Origin of the sequence: Sphingomonas spermidinifaciens, assembly GCF_002351485.1 — a bacterium.
GTDB lineage: Bacteria > Pseudomonadota > Alphaproteobacteria > Sphingomonadales > Sphingomonadaceae > Sphingomonas > Sphingomonas spermidinifaciens.
Map to the genome: position 1 here is coordinate 1,610,712 of NZ_NWMW01000001.1, position 16,665 is coordinate 1,627,376.

14 protein-coding genes are annotated in these 16,665 nt (G+C 68.5%); 4 read left to right on the plus strand and 10 right to left on the minus strand.

The features are described from left to right. Positions 1-129 precede the first annotated feature (129 nt). From COC42_RS07705 to COC42_RS17890, 3 genes are read left to right on the plus strand one after another with little or no spacing between them, the layout of a single operon-like run. Positions 130-558 (plus strand): cupin domain-containing protein, encoded by a 429-nt coding sequence (locus COC42_RS07705; RefSeq protein WP_096343176.1) that lies wholly within the window; start codon positions 130-132, stop codon positions 556-558. Continuing rightward, entirely contained in the window at positions 555-1,067 is a 513-nt protein-coding gene (locus COC42_RS17885; protein WP_245843924.1) for a metallophosphoesterase, read from the plus strand. Before COC42_RS07705 ends, COC42_RS17885 begins: the two co-directional genes overlap by 4 nt. Next, positions 1,010-1,402, plus strand: coding sequence for a metallophosphoesterase family protein (locus COC42_RS17890; RefSeq protein WP_245843926.1), 393 nt, complete (start codon positions 1,010-1,012; stop codon positions 1,400-1,402). The genes COC42_RS17885 and COC42_RS17890 overlap by 58 nt, the downstream gene beginning before the upstream one ends. On the opposite strand, the gene COC42_RS07715 is transcribed toward COC42_RS17890, so the two are convergent. Genes COC42_RS07715 through COC42_RS07735 form a run of 6 tightly spaced genes read right to left on the minus strand, consistent with a single transcriptional unit; the run spans position 1,365 to position 7,770 of the window. Then, positions 1,365-2,186, minus strand: coding sequence for an HpcH/HpaI aldolase/citrate lyase family protein (locus COC42_RS07715; RefSeq protein ID WP_096342564.1), 822 nt, complete (start codon positions 2,184-2,186; stop codon positions 1,365-1,367). The two genes, COC42_RS17890 and COC42_RS07715, sit on opposite strands and share 38 nt — an antisense overlap. Further along, on the minus strand, positions 2,183-2,635 hold the full coding sequence (locus COC42_RS07720) for a MaoC family dehydratase (RefSeq protein WP_096342565.1): 453 nt from the start codon (positions 2,633-2,635) through the stop codon (positions 2,183-2,185). Before COC42_RS07720 ends, COC42_RS07715 begins: the two co-directional genes overlap by 4 nt. Further along, the gene (locus tag COC42_RS07725) at positions 2,635-4,614 is read right to left on the minus strand and encodes an acetyl/propionyl/methylcrotonyl-CoA carboxylase subunit alpha (RefSeq protein ID WP_096342566.1); all 1,980 of its coding nucleotides are present in this window, start codon (positions 4,612-4,614) and stop codon (positions 2,635-2,637) included. Before COC42_RS07725 ends, COC42_RS07720 begins: the two co-directional genes overlap by 1 nt. Further along, positions 4,611-5,000 carry a cysteine peptidase family C39 domain-containing protein gene (locus COC42_RS17395; protein ID WP_141395802.1) on the minus strand — a complete coding sequence of 130 codons (390 nt, stop codon included), beginning with the start codon at positions 4,998-5,000 and terminating at the stop codon, positions 4,611-4,613. Before COC42_RS17395 ends, COC42_RS07725 begins: the two co-directional genes overlap by 4 nt. Before the next feature lie 2 nt (positions 5,001-5,002). After that, positions 5,003-6,604, minus strand: a complete 1,602-nt coding sequence (locus COC42_RS07730) for a carboxyl transferase domain-containing protein (protein ID WP_096342567.1) — start codon at positions 6,602-6,604, stop codon at positions 5,003-5,005. Further along, entirely contained in the window at positions 6,601-7,770 is a 1,170-nt protein-coding gene (locus COC42_RS07735) for an acyl-CoA dehydrogenase family protein (RefSeq protein ID WP_096342568.1), read from the minus strand. Before COC42_RS07735 ends, COC42_RS07730 begins: the two co-directional genes overlap by 4 nt. Positions 7,771-7,863: 93 nt before the next feature. On the opposite strand from COC42_RS07735, the gene COC42_RS07740 reads away from it, so the two are divergent. Further along, positions 7,864-8,718 carry a LysR family transcriptional regulator gene (locus COC42_RS07740; protein ID WP_096342569.1) on the plus strand — a complete coding sequence of 285 codons (855 nt, stop codon included), beginning with the start codon at positions 7,864-7,866 and terminating at the stop codon, positions 8,716-8,718. A gap of 645 nt (positions 8,719-9,363) precedes the next feature. On the opposite strand, the gene COC42_RS07745 is transcribed toward COC42_RS07740, so the two are convergent. The 4 genes from COC42_RS07745 to COC42_RS07765 all read right to left on the minus strand — a co-directional run bounded on the left by COC42_RS07745 (position 9,364) and on the right by COC42_RS07765 (position 16,619). Continuing rightward, complete coding sequence (locus COC42_RS07745; protein ID WP_096342570.1) at positions 9,364-11,766, minus strand: zinc-dependent metalloprotease; 2,403 nt, start codon at positions 11,764-11,766, stop codon at positions 9,364-9,366. A gap of 261 nt (positions 11,767-12,027) precedes the next feature. After that, complete coding sequence (locus COC42_RS07755; protein ID WP_096342572.1) at positions 12,028-12,804, minus strand: class I SAM-dependent methyltransferase; 777 nt, start codon at positions 12,802-12,804, stop codon at positions 12,028-12,030. 17 nt (positions 12,805-12,821) lie between these two features. Then, positions 12,822-13,949, minus strand: a complete 1,128-nt coding sequence (prfB, locus tag COC42_RS07760) for a peptide chain release factor 2 (RefSeq protein WP_096343177.1) — start codon at positions 13,947-13,949, stop codon at positions 12,822-12,824. A 117-nt stretch (positions 13,950-14,066) separates the two neighbouring features. Continuing rightward, positions 14,067-16,619: a penicillin-binding protein 1A gene (locus COC42_RS07765; RefSeq protein ID WP_096342573.1), complete on the minus strand. Its 2,553-nt coding sequence runs from the start codon at positions 16,617-16,619 to the stop codon at positions 14,067-14,069. Between the last annotated feature and the right edge of the window lie 46 nt (positions 16,620-16,665).

Below are 16,665 nucleotides of genomic sequence, written 5' to 3' on the forward strand. Positions count from 1 at the left end.
ATCTCCCGTAATCGCATCCCTGCAAGTACCGGGGCGCAAAGTCCCGCACGCAACGTCCTGGACCGAAGCCCGGCGCAGATTAGGATCCAGGCGACGCGACCCCGCCCGCGCTTGCTCAAGGACCCGGCAATGCCCGACCCCGACGCTCTCATCGCCGCGCTCGACCTCGCTCCGCATCCCGAGGGCGGTTGGTACCGTGAGACGTGGCGCGCGCCCGCGGCGCCCGGCAAGCGCGCCTCGGCGACGGCGATCCTGTTCCTCCTCAAGGCCGGCGAGCGGTCGCACTGGCATCGCGTCGATGCCGCCGAGCTGTGGCTGTGGCACGCCGGCGTACCGCTAACCCTGTCGCGCGCAGCGAGCAGCGCAGGGCCGGTCGAGCGCATGCGCCTCGGCCCCGACGTGCTCGCCGGTGAGGCACCCCAGCTGCTGATCGAGGCAGGTCAGTGGCAGGCCGCGCACGCCGATACCGGCTGGGCGCTGGTCAGCTGCGTGGTATCGCCGGGCTTCGACTTCGCCGGTTTCGAGCTCGCGCCGCCCGGCTGGCTGCCGGGCGCATGAGGAAGCGCCTCCTTTCCGCGGCGCTGGCCTGCGCGGTGCTGGCACTGATCATGCTCGCGATCGCCTATCGCACCGCGCTTGCTGACCCGATCGTTCGTGAGGCGCGGCTGGCGCTGCTGCCTCCGGGCGAGCGACCGCTGCGCCTCGTCCTCCTGTCCGACATTCATGTCGCCGGTCCCGACATGCCGCCCGGGCGGCTCGCTCGCCTCGTCGCGCTCGTCAATGCGCAGCGGCCCGACCTGGTGCTGATCGCCGGCGACTTCGTCAGCGACAAGCGCGTCGCGACCCGCACCTATGACTTCGAGATGGCGACCCGCCCGCTCGCCGGCCTTCGCGCACGGCTCGGCACCTACGCGGTACTCGGCAATCACGATCGCTGGCGGAATACGGCACAGGCCCATGCCGCGCTGGCCAAGGCCGGCATCGCGTGCTGGACAATCAGGCGGCGCGGGTGGGGCCGCTCGCGGTCGGCGGGCTCGCCGACGCTTTCACGCGCCGCGACGACCTGAACGCCACGCTGGTGGCGATGCGGCGCGTCGGCGGGGTGCCGGTCCTCCTCAGCCACAGCCCCGACCCGTTTCCGCGCGTGCCCGGCGAGGTGCCGCTGATGCTGGCCGGGCATACGCATTGCGGGCAGATCCGCGTGCCCCTCCTCGGCGCGATCGCCACCATGTCCGCGCATGGTGAGCGCTATGCGTGCGGGATCGTGCGTGAGGGCGGCCGGACGCTGATCGTCGGCGCGGGTCTTGGCACCAGCCTGTTGCCGCTCCGGCTGGTGGCGGTGCCCGACCTGTGGCTGGTGACGCTCAGCCCGCCCGCGCCAGCAGCGCCCGCGCCTGTTTGAGGTGGGGCGCGTCGATCATCCGGCCACCCAGCTGGAGCGCCCCCGCGCCGGGGTTCTGCGCGAACGCGGTGACGATCCGCCGCGCCTGTTCGACCGCCTCTGCCGAGGGCGTGAAGGCGGCGTTGATCGGCGCGACCTGCGCCGGGTGGATCGCCATCATGCCCGTGAACCCGTCGCGCGCGCCCGTCTCGGCATAGCGCGCGATCCCTGCCTCATCCTTGATCGCCGGGAACACCGTCTCGATCGCGGGCACCCCCGCGGCGTGCGCGCCGAACAGGATCAGCGCGCGGACGACGCGGTAAGGGTCGGTGTAGCCGCCGCTCTCCTCGCGACTGGTCGCCGCGCCGATCGCCGCGGGCAGGTCCTCCGCCCCCCAGGTCAGCCCGGCCAGCCGGCCCGCGACCGCGCCATAGTCGCCGAGCGCGAACACGGCGCGCGGCGTCTCGGTCGCGATCGGCAGGATTGGCGGCGCTCCGTCCCCCAGCAGCGCCGCCAGCGCCTCGACGCTCGCCGCACCTTCGGCCTTGGGCAGCACAATGCCGTCGGCCCGCGCGGCGATCTCCGCATCTGCGTCGATCCATTCGCTGCCGAGCGGGTTGACGCGGACGAAGATGCGTGCGGCGTGTCGCTCGCCGAGAAACGCCGCCACTGCGTCGCGCGCACGCGCCTTCGCCTCGGGCACGACCGAGTCCTCCAGGTCGAGGATCAGCGCGTCGGCGCCCGAGGCCAGCGCCTTGGCGAAGCGCTCTGGCCGGTCGCCGGGGACGAAAAGCAGCGACCTCATGCCGGCCGCGACTTCAGAAGCGCCGAGCGAAAGCAGCGGCAGACGACTTCGTCGCGCTGGTTGAGCATCTCGTGCTGCCAGGTGACGATCCCCTGCCCCGGCCGCGACCTGGAGGGACGAAGCTCGGTGACTTCGCTCGTCGCGCGCAGCGTGTCGCCGATGAACACCGGCGCGGGCATGACGAGCTGGTCATAGCCGAGATTGGCGACGAGGCTGCCGAGCGTCGTCTCCCCCACGCTCAGCCCCACCATCAGCGCGAATGTGAAGGTGCTGTTGACTAGAATGCGCCCGAACTCCGACGCCGCCGCTGCTTCGGCATCCAGATGCAGCGGCTGCGGATTGTGCGTCATGGTGGAAAAGAGAAGGTTGTCTGTCTCGGTCACCGTGCGCCGGATCGGATGCTCGATCCGGTCGCCGACCTGCCATTCGTCGAAAAAACGGCCCGCCATCAGACCTCTCCCCGCTCGATCCGTGCGAGCAGCGCCTCGACCTGCACCTGCGCGCCGGCCCGCGCGTCGAGTTCGGCGACGATGCCATCGAACGGCGCGGTAAGCGTATGCTCCATCTTCATCGCTTCCAGCGTCAGCAGCTTCTGGCCCTTAACGACGGCATCGCCCGCAGCAACCTCGACCGACAGCACCCGCCCCGGCATCGGCGACAGGATCGCACCGTCGGCGGCGGCGCCGGCCGCACCGAGCGGCGGTCGTAGCGAAGCGCGATGCCCGTCGCCTCGCTCGAACAGCACCACGCCATCCCCATCGCCGACAAACGCCGGTTCGAAGCTGCCGTCGGCCCATCCATGTGCCAGCGAAACCGGCGCGCAGGTCGCCGTACGTGGCGCCCCGTCGATCCAGATCACGGCGTCCTCGCGCGCCGGCGCATTCAGGCGAAAGCCGCGCGGCCCGACGGTCGGCCCGTCGCTCGAAGTAGACGCGGCAAGCAGCGTCAGCGCGTGCCTTGCCGCATCATCAGAAAGCGCGGCCGGCTGGGTCAGGGAATCGCCGGCCTCCGCGATGAAGCCGGTCGTCACCTCTCCGTCTCCGAAGCGCGTCTCTCGCAACAGGCGCGCCAGAAAGGCGGCGTTCGTGCGCAGCGGCCAGACCTCGACCCCATCGCAAGCCGCAGCTAGTCGTTCGATCGCCGTATCGCGGTTTTCGGCATGGACAATCAGCTTGGCGATCATCGGGTCGTAGAAGGTCGATACCGAAGAGCCGGCTTCGACCCCAGTTTCTACGCGCAAGGGCGAGGGCGGCATCCAGTCTGGTGCGTTGCCTTCAAATCTGCCCGCTTCGGCCGACGCCAAGATCGAGAGCAGTGGCGGCATCGAGCGGTCTAGCACCAGATGATCCAGCCGCCCCGTCGACGGCAGGAACCCGCGCGCCGGGTCTTCCGCATACAGCCGCGCCTCAACCGCGTGCCCCTCGATCGACAGCTCGTCCTGCCGCTTCGGCAGCGGTTCGCCACCCGCCACGCGCAGTTGCCATTCGACCAGATCGACGCCGGTGATCTCCTCGGTCACCGGATGCTCGACCTGGAGCCGGGTGTTCATTTCCATGAACCAGGTGCGGTCGGCGCGCAGGCCCTCGCTAGCGTCGGCGATAAACTCGATCGTGCCCGCGCCGACATAATCGACCGCCTGCGCCGCGCGCACGGCTGCGGCGCAGATCGCCTCGCGCGTCGCCTCGTCCATGCCGGGCGCGGGCGCTTCCTCGATCACCTTCTGGTGGCGGCGCTGGAGCGAGCAGTCGCGCTCGAACAGGTGGACGACGTTTCCGTGCGTGTCACCGAACACCTGCACCTCGATGTGCCGGGGCGACAGGATGTATTTCTCGATCAGCACGCGATCGTCGCCGAACGACGCCGCCGCCTCGCGCTTGCACGACGCCAGCGCGTCGGCGAAGTCGGCGGCCGCCTCGACCCGGCGCATCCCCTTGCCGCCGCCGCCCGCCACCGCCTTGATGAGCACGGGATAGCCGATCGCGTCGGCCTCTGCCTGCAAGCGCTCGAGCGACTGGTCCTCGCCCAGATAGCCGGGCGTGACGGGCACGCCCGCCTCGGCCATCAGCTTCTTGGCCGCGTCCTTCAGCCCCATCGCGCGAATCGAATGCGGCGTCGCGCCGACCCAGATCAGACCCGCGGCCGCCACCCCCTCCGCGAACTTCGCATTTTCGGAGAGGAAACCGTAGCCGGGATGGATTGCCTCCGCCCCCGCCGCCTTTGCCGCGGCGATGATCTTGTCGCCGACCAGATAGCTCTCGCGCGCTGGCGACGGGCCGATATGCACCGCCTTGTCGGCTTGGCGGACATGCAAAGCGCCGGCGTCGGCGTCCGAATAGACCGCGACCGTGCGGATGCCAATGCGACGCGCGGTCCGGATGATACGGCAAGCGATTTCGCCGCGATTGGCAATGAGGAGGGAGCGGATCATCGTGCTTTCACTGGCAAGTAGGTGCGAATACGGAGAGGAGCCTCCGCGGCGCCGTGCTGAACGTAAGGATCAAGGACTCGCCGACCACGCGCATCCCAGACGGCCCAGTGACCGCACCACTCTTCATCCACTTTCAGCCAGCAGCTAAGTAGTGCATCATCAGCCAAACGGTTGAGATTTATTGAGGCGAGCCGGATCGAAGATGCTCGCAAGGGCTCACGCCCAAAGTGCTTTAGACCCGCAACAATGGCTTTAGCCTTAACTCCACTTACCTTAAAGCCAGCATCGACCAGATAGTCGCGCGCCTCATTTAGTGTCACGCCCGCCAGCATTGCCAAAGCTGCTACGCCGCAGTCAGTGCTGGTCTCCTGAGCAATGTAACGCATGGTCACATCCGGAACACGCCGAACGACGGGCGCTCGGGAATGGGGGCGTTGAGGCTGGCGGCGAGCGCGAGGCCGAGGACGTCGCGCGTCTGCACCGGATCGACGATCCCGTCGTCCCAAAGGCGAGCGGTCGCGTGCCAAGGGTTGCCCTCGTCCTCGTAACGCTGGCGGATCGGCGACTTGAAGCCCTCCGCCTCCTCCGGCGTCCAGCTGGCGGAATCGCGGTGGACGGTGGCGAGTACGCTGGCTGCCTGCTCGCCGCCCATCACGCTGATGCGGCTGTTGGGCCACGAGAACAGGAACCGCGGGCTGTAGGCGCGCCCGCACATCCCGTAATTGCCCGCACCGAAACTGCCGCCGATCAGCACCGTCAGCTTTGGCACCGTCGCTGTCGCGACCGCGGTGACGAGCTTGGCGCCATGCTTGGCGATCCCCTCCGCCTCGTACTTGCCCCCGACCATGAAGCCCGAGATGTTCTGGAGGAACAGGAGCGGCACGCGTCGCTGGCACGCCAGCTCGATAAAATGCGCGCCTTTCACCGCGCTCTCGCTGAAGAGCACGCCGTTGTTGGCGAGGATCGCGACCGGCATCCCCCAGATATGCGCGAAGCCGCAGACGAGGCTCGATCCATAAAGCGCCTTGAACTCGTGAAACTCGCTACCGTCGATCAGCCGCGCGATCACCTCATGCACGTCGTACGGCGCGCGCACGTCCTGCGGGATGATGCCGTATAGCTCCTCCGCCGCATATTCCGGCGCGCGTGGCTCCCTGAGAGTCAGGCCGTTGGCGAAATTGGCGGGCAGCGTCGAGACGATATCGCGGACGATCGTCAGCGCATGCTCGTCATTCTCGGCGACGTGATCGACTACGCCCGACCGGCGTCCATGCAGATCGCCGCCGCCCAGATCCTCGGCACTGATCTCCTCGCCCGTCGCCGCCTTTACCAGCGGCGGGCCGGCAAGGAAGATGGTGCCCTGATTGCGGACGATCACGCTCTCGTCGCTCATGGCGGGGACATAAGCGCCGCCGGCGGTGCAACTCCCCATCACGCAGGCGATCTGGGCGATGCCCTTGGCGCTCATGTTCGCCTGATTGAAGAAAATGCGACCGAAATGGTCGCGGTCGGGAAACACCTCGGCCTGATGCGGCAGGTTGGCACCGCCGCTATCGACGAGGTAGATGCACGGCAGCCGGTTGGCCTCTGCGATCTCCTGAGCGCGCAGATGCTTCTTCACCGTCATCGGAAAATAGGTGCCGCCCTTCACCGTCGCATCGTTGGCGACGATCATGACGGTTCGGCCGGAGACGCGGCCGATGCCCGCGATCACGCCTGCGCCGGGCACCTCGCCGTCATAGAGGTCGACCGCCGCAAGCTGCCCCACCTCGAGGAACGGCGATCCCGGATCGAGCAGCCGCTCGACCCGCTCGCGGGGCAGCAGCTTGCCGCGCGCAATGTGCTTCTCGCGCGCCTTTTCGCTGCCGCCGAGCGCGGCGTTCGCGACGTCGGCGCGCAGCTTCTCGGCGAGTGCGCGATTGTGTGCGGCGTTGGCGCGGAAGGTGTCGCTATCGGGCTGGACCTGCGTCGGCAGGACCGGTGCGCTCATTGCGCCACCCGCTCGGCCGCGCCGATCAGTTCGCGGCCGATCAGCATCCGGCGAATCTCGTTGGTCCCCGCGCCGATGTCGAGCAGCTTGGCATCACGCAGGAACCGCTCGACCGGCCAGTCCTTGGTATAGCCCGCGCCCCCCAGCGCCTGCACCGCCTCGCCCGCGACCTTGAAGGCGTTCTCGCTCGCCAGCAGGATCGCGCCCGCCGCATCGAACCGCGTGGTCCGCCCCGCATCGCAGCTTCGAGCCACCGCATAGACATAGGCTCGCGCTGAATTGAGCGCGACGTACATGTCAGCGACCTTGGCCTGCATCAGCTGGAAGCTGCCGATCGGCACACCGAACTGCCGGCGCTCGCGCAGGTATGGCACCACCACGTCGAGGGACGCCTGCATGATGCCGAGCTGGATGCCGGCGAGGACGGTGCGCTCGTAATCGAGGCCGCTCATCAGCACGCCGACGCCGCCATTCTCCGGCCCCATCACGTTCTCGGCGGGCACGAAACAGTCGTCGAACACCAGCTCCGCGGTCGGCGAGCCGCGCATGCCCATCTTGTCGATCTTCTGCCCGATCGAGAAGCCGGGCATGTCCTTCTCGATCAGGAAGGTGGTGATCCCGCGCGACCCCTCGCCGGTCTTGGCGTAGACAACGAGCACGTCGGCATACGCTGCGTTTGTGATCCAGAACTTGGTGCCGTTGAGCACCCAGCCGCCCTCAGCCGGCGTCGCGCCCAGCTTCATCGAGACGACGTCGGAACCCGCGCCAGCCTCCGACATGGCGAGGCTGCCGACATGCTCGCCGGAGATCAGCTTGGGCAGATACTTCGCCTTCTGCTCAGGCGATGCCCAGCGCGCGATCTGGTTGACGCACAGGTTCGAGTGCGCGCCGTAGCTGAGCCCGATCGAGGCAGAGGCACGCGCCACTTCCTCGCACGCGATCACATGTTCGAGATAGCCGAGACCCAGCCCCCCGTCCGCCTCAGCGACGGTGATGCCGTGCAGGCCGAGTTCGCCCATCGCCGCCCACAATTGCTCGCGCGGGAACCAGTCCTCGGCGTCGATCCGCGCGGCGAGCGGCGCGATCCGCTCGCTCGCGAAACGCTGCGTCACCTCGCGGATCATGTCGGCGCTCTCGCCCAGCGCGAAGTCGAAATCAGGGGTCATGCCCTCTCCAGTCCTGGCTTTTCGCGACCTTCTACCCCGCCGGGCGGCGAGAGGGAAATTGATACAGCTGGAATCGGGCGATAGATACGGTCTATGATCGACCGCTATCTGCTGCGCTATTTCCTGGGGGTGGTCGACCACGGCAACTTCTCGCGCGCCGCCCGCGCGGCCGGGGTGTCGCAGCCGACGCTGTCGTCGGGCATCGCCAAGCTGGAGCGGCTGGTCGGCGCGCCGGTGTTCGAGCGCGACAGCCGCCGCGTCGAACTGACGCCCGCGGGCACCCGCCTGCTCGCCCATGCGCGCCGGATCGAGGCGGAGTTCGCCGAGGTCGAGCGTGCGGGCGCCGACACCGCCCCCGCGCGCCTGATCCGCATCGGCATCGCCCCCTCGATCCCCGCGGCAATGGTCGAGCGCGCCGTCGCCGCCGCGCGCGCGGCCGCGCCTGACGAACGCCTCGAACTGGTCGAGGGCACGCGCCGCGACCTGATCGCTCGCCTCGACCGCCGCCGCCTCGACGCCGTGGCCGCGCCGGCCGAGGGCAACTTCACCGGCGAGCTGTTGTTCGAGGAAGGCTATGCCGTCGCCATGGCCTCGACCCACCGCCTCGCCGGCCGCGAACGCGTGACGGCAGAGGAAATCGCCGGGGAAACGATGCTGGTCCGCCGCCACTGCGAGGCGCTCGCCGCGGTCAGCCGCCACTTCACCGACCGCGGCGTGCGCCCGTTCATGGCCGCGCGCACCACCAACGACGAATGGGCACTGGCGCACGTCCGCGCGGGTCTGGGGATCACGGTGATGCCGCGGTGTTTCGCGGGGTCGGGGGTGGCAATGGCGGACCTCACCGGGTTCGACCGGCGGCGGCGCGTGGCGATGATGGTGGATGCGGCGGGCGGACGCGCGGCGGCGTCGGGGAGCTATGCGGCGATGCTGGAGGCGTTGCGGGGGTAGGCTATCCGCAACCACGGTAGTGTCAGTCGGAACAGCGGAGCGGACGACTTCGGATCACTCTACTCCGTCATTGCGAGCGTAGCGAAGCAATCCAGCGCCGGAACTGGATTGCTTCGCTGCGCTCGCAATGACGTTGGATGCGATGTCATCCTGCGATAGCTGACGATCGGGTCGGCGTTTCCTTCAGATCGGACTTTCTGGTGATGGGCCATCCAGATCGTAGCGTCTTCGCCAATCCAAGTATCTTCCCTCCCAGACCTGCAAGATGGCGACCCACTCGGCGCCCATTGAGTTTCCCATGCAGTTATAGCCATCTTCGCCAAGATGAAACGGAGGGTCATCGCCGACCTCGATGCAAGTGCCGGTGGCGCTATCAAACGGATAGCCCAAAACGGGCTCAATTCCTCCGACTTCTAGCCTCGCAGTGGTCCCGATTGCAGTTTCGAACACTCGTTGGCAGTTCTGACAACAGACGCGGACAAGCAGCTGCGTATGTTGCCCCCGCGTATGGTCCGGGTGATAGTCGCAATATCGAGGAACTCCGCTGAGCCACCATTTGGGTGGCTCTGCGATCCGATCGGTGATGTCCATCAGCGGCACGTGCATTTCGTCTATCCTGATCTGTCAAAACAGGAGTGAGTCCCCTCACTCGCTCCCGAACCAATCGCTCTCGATCGGCATCCCCGGCGGGATTGCCGGCTTTGCCTGCCGCTTCGCCAGTTCGGCCTTCAGCCGCTCCTCGTCGCCGAGCACGTCCGCGAGGTACCGCGACCAGGCATCGCCCTTGCCCGCCCGCACCGCCAGCCGCTTCAGGCGATCGCCGAGCGCCGCCGTTACTTCCGGCGATGTCGCGGCATCGCGCGCGGTCAAGGCCATCGTCATCGCCGCGCGCCACGCGATGCGGCGCGCGACCGGGTCGGTGCCCGGCGTCAGCACTTGGCGGTCGAGCCGGTCGAGCACCGCCTCGATCCCCGGCAGCGACGGGTCGCGGCGATGCTGCTCGACCAGCCGGGCGAGGCGCGCGGGGGCGAGCAGGCTGTCGAGCGGCACCTGCGCCGCCACATCGGCGGCGACCAGCGGGTCGAAGGCGGGGCCGGCGGCGGTGCGCAGCACTTCCTGATTATACTGCGGGTCGCCCGTCACGTTGGTCGCCGACGACAGCGGCATCACGAGCGAAGCCGGCACCGTCAGCGCCTCGGCCGAGAGCGTGCCGACCAGCGCGTCGATCGCCGCCAGCTGCATCGCCGCGGGTACCGGCGCAGGCGGCGGGCCGCCATCGCCCGCCAGCGCATAGCGCGTGTCGATCCCGCCGATCAGCTTGCCCGCGGCATCGACGGCATAGCGGTGGAACAGCCAGATCGGCACGAACTTGCGGCGCAGGTCCGACAGCGGCTCGCCGGCGCGCAGCACCTGTGGCCCGAAGCGCGACAGCGCGACGCGCCGCACCTCCAGCTGATGCGCCAGATGCGCGAGCGGATCGGCCCCGTCGTCCCACATGCTGCCATAGGGGTTGGGTGCATCGGCCGATCGCCCGTCGGTGTCGGTCGCATAGCGCAGCCCCTTGGCCGCCGCCGCTTTCGCCAACCCGCCCGTATCGTCTGCGGCCCCGTACAGCCAGTCGACCGCGAACCGGTCCCACGCCCCAATGCCGGGCGCATAGGCGTCCGATAGGTCGAGCGCGCCGCCCGCCACCTTCACCCGCGGGCCCGGATAGTCCATCACCGACGCGCGATCCTGCGTGCTCGCGGCGAAATTGTGCATGAGGCCAAGCGCGTGGCCAACCTCGTGCGCGCCCAGCTGGCGGATGCGGTCGAGCGAGGCCTTGACCGGGTCCTGCGCGCCGCCGCTGCCGTTGCCGGCGGTGCCGACCAGCCCCTCGAAGATGATCATGTCCTGGCGGACGCGCAGCGCGCCGATGACGACATTGCCCTTGATGATCTCGCCCGTCCGCGGATCGGTGATGCCGCCGCCATAGGACCAGCCGCGCGTCAGCCGGTTCGACCAGTTGACCATGTTGTAGCGGACGTCCATCGGGTCGGCGCCCGGCGGCAGGATCTCGGCGCGAAAGGCGTCGATCAGTCCCGCTGCCTCGAACGCTTCCTTCCAATAATTGACGCCCTCCATCAGCGCGGTGCGGATCGGCTCGGGCGCGGCGGGGTCGATGTAGAAGACGATCGGCTTCCTGACCCGCGACCGCGCGGCACCGGGATCGACCTTCTCCAGCCGAAACCGGTTGGCGACCTGTCGCAGCACCGGCGCGCCCAAGGGGCTGCCATAGTCGTAATAGCTGTTGCCGAAGCTGCCCGAACGGATGTCGAGCCTGCGGGGCGCAAAGCCCGGCGGGGGCAGGCGGATCAGGCTGTGATGGACGGTGAAGCTTGCCTGGCGCGGTTCGGGCGCGATCGAGGACACCTCGCGCCCCGGCGTGTCGCTGACATAGGTCTGGACCGCGTCGATCTCGATATTGTCAGGAAATGCCTTGATCGAGGCGAGATCGACGGCGCTCAGGTCGCCCGCCAGCTTGAACCCCTTGCCCGCACGGCCACCCTGCGCAAGGTCGGCGCCCGATCCGCTGCCGTTGAGCGCATCCGCGACGTTGAGAATGTCGCGCGTCAGGAACGGGGCGAGGTCGACGGTGAGCGACCCGTCCGCGCCGGTCGAAACGATGTCGAGCATCGCGGCGATGCTGAAGGCGAAGCTCTCGCGCGCGCCGCGCTCGGTGCCGGCGTCGCCGCTGGCGCGGAACCGAGTGTTTTCAAAGGTGACGGCGACCTTCTTGCCATAGCGACGGAAGGCGAGGAGCTGCTCCGGCCCCACCTGCCCCCGGTCGAGCGCGATCTCGGCGGAGCCCAGCCCGCTGCGCAGCGCCGCGACATGGATGAAACGGCCCGCGATCCCGTGCGCGTCGGGCGGCGGCAGGGTGACGAGGACACGGCCATCGGCGGGATCGGCCTTGATCGCAAGGAGCGGCGCCTCGGTTCGGTTCTGCGCGTGCGCTGCGCCGCCCAGTGCCACAACCGCCGCCGCTGCCAACCACCCGTGCCGCATTCGCCCGTCCCCTTTTATGGCGCGGGACAATGGCGGGCGGCATTTGACGTGGCAACGACTATCGCAGGACCATCGTCATCTCAGCGGAAGCCGGGATCGTCCGGACATGAGCGAACTTCCCTGCTCGACCCCAGCACTCGCTGTGCCGACGGGAATGGCCGAACGCTAGCCTGGCCCCCTCCCTGAAAAGCGCGGGGAGCAGGTCGTGCCCGGTGATGACCGCCTTACCAACCCGCGCCGACGCCCTCGGCACGAGCGTCCTCACCCCGGCATGTCGCCCGTCGCCCGCGGCTGCGGTACCGCGGGATCGCTCGGGCGGTCGATGCGGCAGGCGCGGATCGTCTCGGGTGCCGGCCGGTCGCCCTCGGCGCGGAAGGCGGCGATATAGCCGCCCGCGCGCCGCATCTCCTCGCGCCGGACGAGCTTGTAGCCGACCGCGGCGAACTCGCATTCGAGGAGCGCGGGCGGCGTCCCGTGATTCTCGGTCGCGCGGTCGGCATCGACGACGATCACCTCGCCCCCCGCACGCAGCGAGGGCCGCATCCGCCACAGGAACTCATAGGGCTCGGCGATCTCATGATACATATGCACCATCAGGATGCGGTCGAAGCTGTTTTCAGGAAGCCGCGGATCCTCGGGCAGGCCCAGCCGGACACTCACATTGTCCAGCCGCTCGCGCGCGACGCGGCGCCCGAGCGCCTGATGCACCTCGGGAACGATATCCTCGGCCAGCACGCGCCCGTCCTCGCCCACGCGCGACGCCAGGCGGATGGTGTAATAGCCCTCACCCGCGCCGATGTCGGCGACGGTCATGCCCGGCTTGATGCCGGCCCTGTCCATCACCGTCTCGGCCTCGTTAAGCCGGTCGCGCGCTTCCTCGGTGGACCAGCGGCTGGAGACGATCGTCGCGACGGGACGGTCGGCCGCGGGGAAGCGGGCCTCGACCTTCTCCTCGGTCTTGTTGGCCTGCGGCGGCTTGACCGGCGCCTCGCACCCCGCTGCCAACAGCGCGAGCGCCGGGACCAGCATCGTCAGCATCGGCGCCCCCCGCTTCGTCAATCGACGTCCTCCACCTCGACCTTTTCGCCGGTTACGCGCTGCGACAGCGCGGCGGCCATGAACGGGTCGAGTGCCCCGTCTAGCACGTCCGACGGCGCGGTCGAAGTCACGCCGGTTCGAAGATCCTTGACCAGCTGATAGGGCTGGAGGACGTAGGAGCGGATCTGGTGGCCCCAGCCGATCTCGGTCTTGGCCGAATAATCGCTCATCGCGGCGGCCTCGCGCTTCTGCAACTCGGCTTCGTAGAGGCGCGCGCGCAGCATTCCCATCGCGGTTGCGCGGTTCTTATGCTGCGAGCGGTCGTTCTGGCTCGCGACGATGATGCCGGAGGGGACGTGGGTGATGCGTACCGCCGAATCGGTCGTGTTGACGTGCTGCCCGCCCGCGCCCGACGCCCGATAGGTGTCGATCTTGAGGTCGCTCTCATTGATCTCGATGTCGATCGAATCGTCGATCACCGGATAGACCCAGACCGACGAGAAGCTGGTGTGCCGCCGCGCCGAGCTGTCATAGGGACTTATGCGGACGAGGCGGTGGACGCCGCTCTCGGTCTTGGCATAGCCGTATGCATTCTCGCCCTTGAGGAGCAAGGTCGCCGACTTGATGCCCGCCTGATCGCCGGCATGGTAATCGACGATCTCGACCTTCATGCCCTTCCGCTCGGCCCAGCGCGCGTACATGCGCTGGAGCATCTCGGCCCAGTCCTGGCTCTCGGTCCCGCCGGCGCCGGCATGAACCTCGAGATAGGCGTCGTTGGCATCGGCTTCGCCCGCCAGCAGCGCCTTGATCTTATCCTCCTCGGCGCGCGCAGCGAGCGCCTTCAGGCCCGCGACGCCCTCCTCGGCCATCTCGGCATCGCCTTCGGCATCGGCCATTTCGATGAGCTCGGCAGTGTCGGCCAGCTCGCGCTCGATCGCGCGCGTCGCGCCGATCGCGGTGTCGAGGCGCTGACGCTCGCGCATCACCTCCTGAGCGGTGCGCGGATTATCCCACAGCGTCGGGTCCTCGACACGCGCATTGAGTTCGTCGAGCCGACGCAGCGCGCGGTCCCAGTCGAGAAAGCGGCGAAGGAGCGCGAGCGCGTCGTTGATCTGGTCGGCATAGGCCTGCGCTTCGGCGCGCATGGGAAACTCCAATTTGCTGAACGTCATTCCAGCGAGGGCTGGAATCGCTGGCGATCCTGCGCCCGCCAACCGGGCGATCCCGGCTTTCGCCGGGATGACGAGGGGGTTGGGATCGCGTTAGTAAATCCCGCCCTCCCTTTGCAAGAAATCGCTGTCTGAGGGGCGCTGCTGGGTCTGGCGGCGGGCAGCAGCGGCGGCGGCCTTCGCCTTCGCCGCCGCCTCGGCCTTGGCCTGCGCCTCGGCCTCGCGGTTGCGACGCTGGCGGGTGGGCTCGCTCTCGGGCTTGAACGCTTCCCAGATCACCGACGCTTTGGGATCGTCGGTGGGCCAGGCGCCATAGACCGGTCGGCCCGAGCCGCGATCGATGCGCACCATCCGCGTACCCGGCGGCGCGCGGAAGGGCAGCACTTCCATCCCCTCCCACGCCTTGGTCGCGAACGCCTTGAAGATCGGCGCCGCGACGGTGCCGCCCTGCGCATAACCGCCGAGACTGCGCGGCTGGTCATAGCCGAGATAAAGGCCCGCGATCATTTGCGGCGTGCCGCCCACGAACCAGACGTCGGTGGGTCCGGTCGAGGTGCCGGTCTTGCCCATGATCGGCCGGCCGAGATCGCGCAGGATAGTCGCGGTGCCACGCTGGATCACCCCCTCGGCCACGTGCGTCATCTGATAGGCGCTGATCGGATCCATCACCTGCCGCGCGCGGATGCGCGGGCGCGGCATCGGCTTGCCGTCCCAGTCGGGCATGTTGCACCGCTCGCATGCGCGCCAGCGCTCGGGCCAGATCACCTCGCCGCGTCGGTTCTGGACGAAGTCAATGACGCTCGGCGTCAGCGCGCGGCCGTTGTTGGCGAGGATCGAATAGGCGTTGACCATCCGCATGACGGTCGTCTCGCCCGCGCCCAGCGCGTAGGAAAGATAGGGCGCATATTTCTGGTCGGTGATGCCGATGCGCTGCATCAGGTTCACCACCTTCTCCATGCCCGTGCGGTTCGCCGCCTGCACCGTCATCAGGTTTCGCGACTGCTCAAGACCCCAGCGGATCGTGTGCGGCCCGGCCCCGCGCGAGTTGCCGAAGTTCCTGAAGCATTTCTGCCCCAGCCGCGCACCTTGATAGACACAAAAGGGGCCGTCGACGATGATCGTCGCGGGTGTCATCCCCGCCTCGAACGCGGCGGCATAGACGATCGGCTTGATGGTGGAGCCCGGCTGGCGCATCGCCTGCGTCGCACGGTTGAAGCTGTCGAGGCTCGCGTCGAACCCGCCCTGAAGAGCCAGGATGCGGCCCGTCCGCGGGTCCTCGACCACCATGCCGCCCGACACGCGGGGGATGCTGCGCAGCACCCACTGGCTGCCCTCGGGCGCGACGGCGATCACGTCGCCGGGCTTCAATGCCGCAAAGGCGGTGCCGCCCTTGCCGCGCACCGGCATCTGCGCCCCCCGGCGCGGCATCGTCCCGGTCGTCCCGTCCGCAAAGCCAATCTCGGCGCTGTCGCTGCCGCGCGACACGACGACGCCGACGCGCCAATTGTCGAAGTCGAGCGTCATGTTGCTCGCGGCGAGCGGCCCGCGCCAGCCGTCGCCCACCTCGATCGTCTTGATCGGCCCCGACCAGCCGCGGCCCGAATCGAAGCGGAGCAGCCCGCGGCGCAGCGCATCGGTCGCATGTTGCTGGACCCTGGGGTCCAGCGAGGTGCGAACCCATAGCCCACCGTCATAGACGCTGTACGGCCCGTCGGCCGCCTTCTCGCCATAGCGGTCGATCAGCTGGCGGCGCACTTCCTCGACGAAATAGCCGGCATTCGACTGCAGCGTCGGCAACTGCCGGTCGCTGAGGCCCAGCGGCGCGGCGCGGGCGGTGCGGTACTGGGCGTCGGTGACGAAGCCGTTGCGCAGCATCTCCGACAACACCCAGTTCCGCCGCTTGAGCGCACGGTCGGCATTCGCCGCGCGACCATAGCTTTCGGGGGCCTTCGGCAACGTCGCGAGAAACGCCATCTCGGCGAGCGCGAGCTGATCGACGTCCTTGTTGAAATAGGCCCGGGCGGCAGCCTGCACGCCGAAGCTGCGCCGTCCCATGGGAATACCATTGAGATAGAGCTCGAGAATCTGCGGCTTCTCGAGCGCATCCTCGATCCGCCAGGCGAGGATCATCTCGCGCACCTTGCGCGTCGGCGAATATTCGTTGCCGATCAACAGGTTCTTGGCGACCTGCTGAGTGATGGTCGAGCCGCCGCGCGCCCGCTCTCCCGTCCCCATCTTGCCGACATAATCGACCACCGCGCCGGCGAAGCCGGGGAAGTCGACACCATGATGCTGGAAGAACGTCTTGTCCTCGGCCGCGAGGAAGGCGCGGACGAGCAGCGGCGGGAACTCGGCATAGTCGAGCTCGACCCGCCGCTCTCGAGCGTAGGTGTGGATCGGCGTGCCGTCGGCGGAGCGGATCGTCGTGGGAAGCGGCGGCTCATAGGCCTTCAGCGCATCGACGCTGGGCAGGTCGCGCGCGAAGACGAGCCAGCCGACCACGATGCCGAGCCCGCCGAGCAGCGCCAGCACCGCCAGTACCCGGAACCACCAGCGCCGCCGCAGCCGCGCGAACCACGACGCCGCGCCGGCGCCTGCCTCGCGCTTCAGCGTGAAATTGACCGTATTCGCATCCGCATCCGCCATCAGGCGCGCGGTTTAGACCAAGGTAGGCCGGATGGAAATGCCGCCG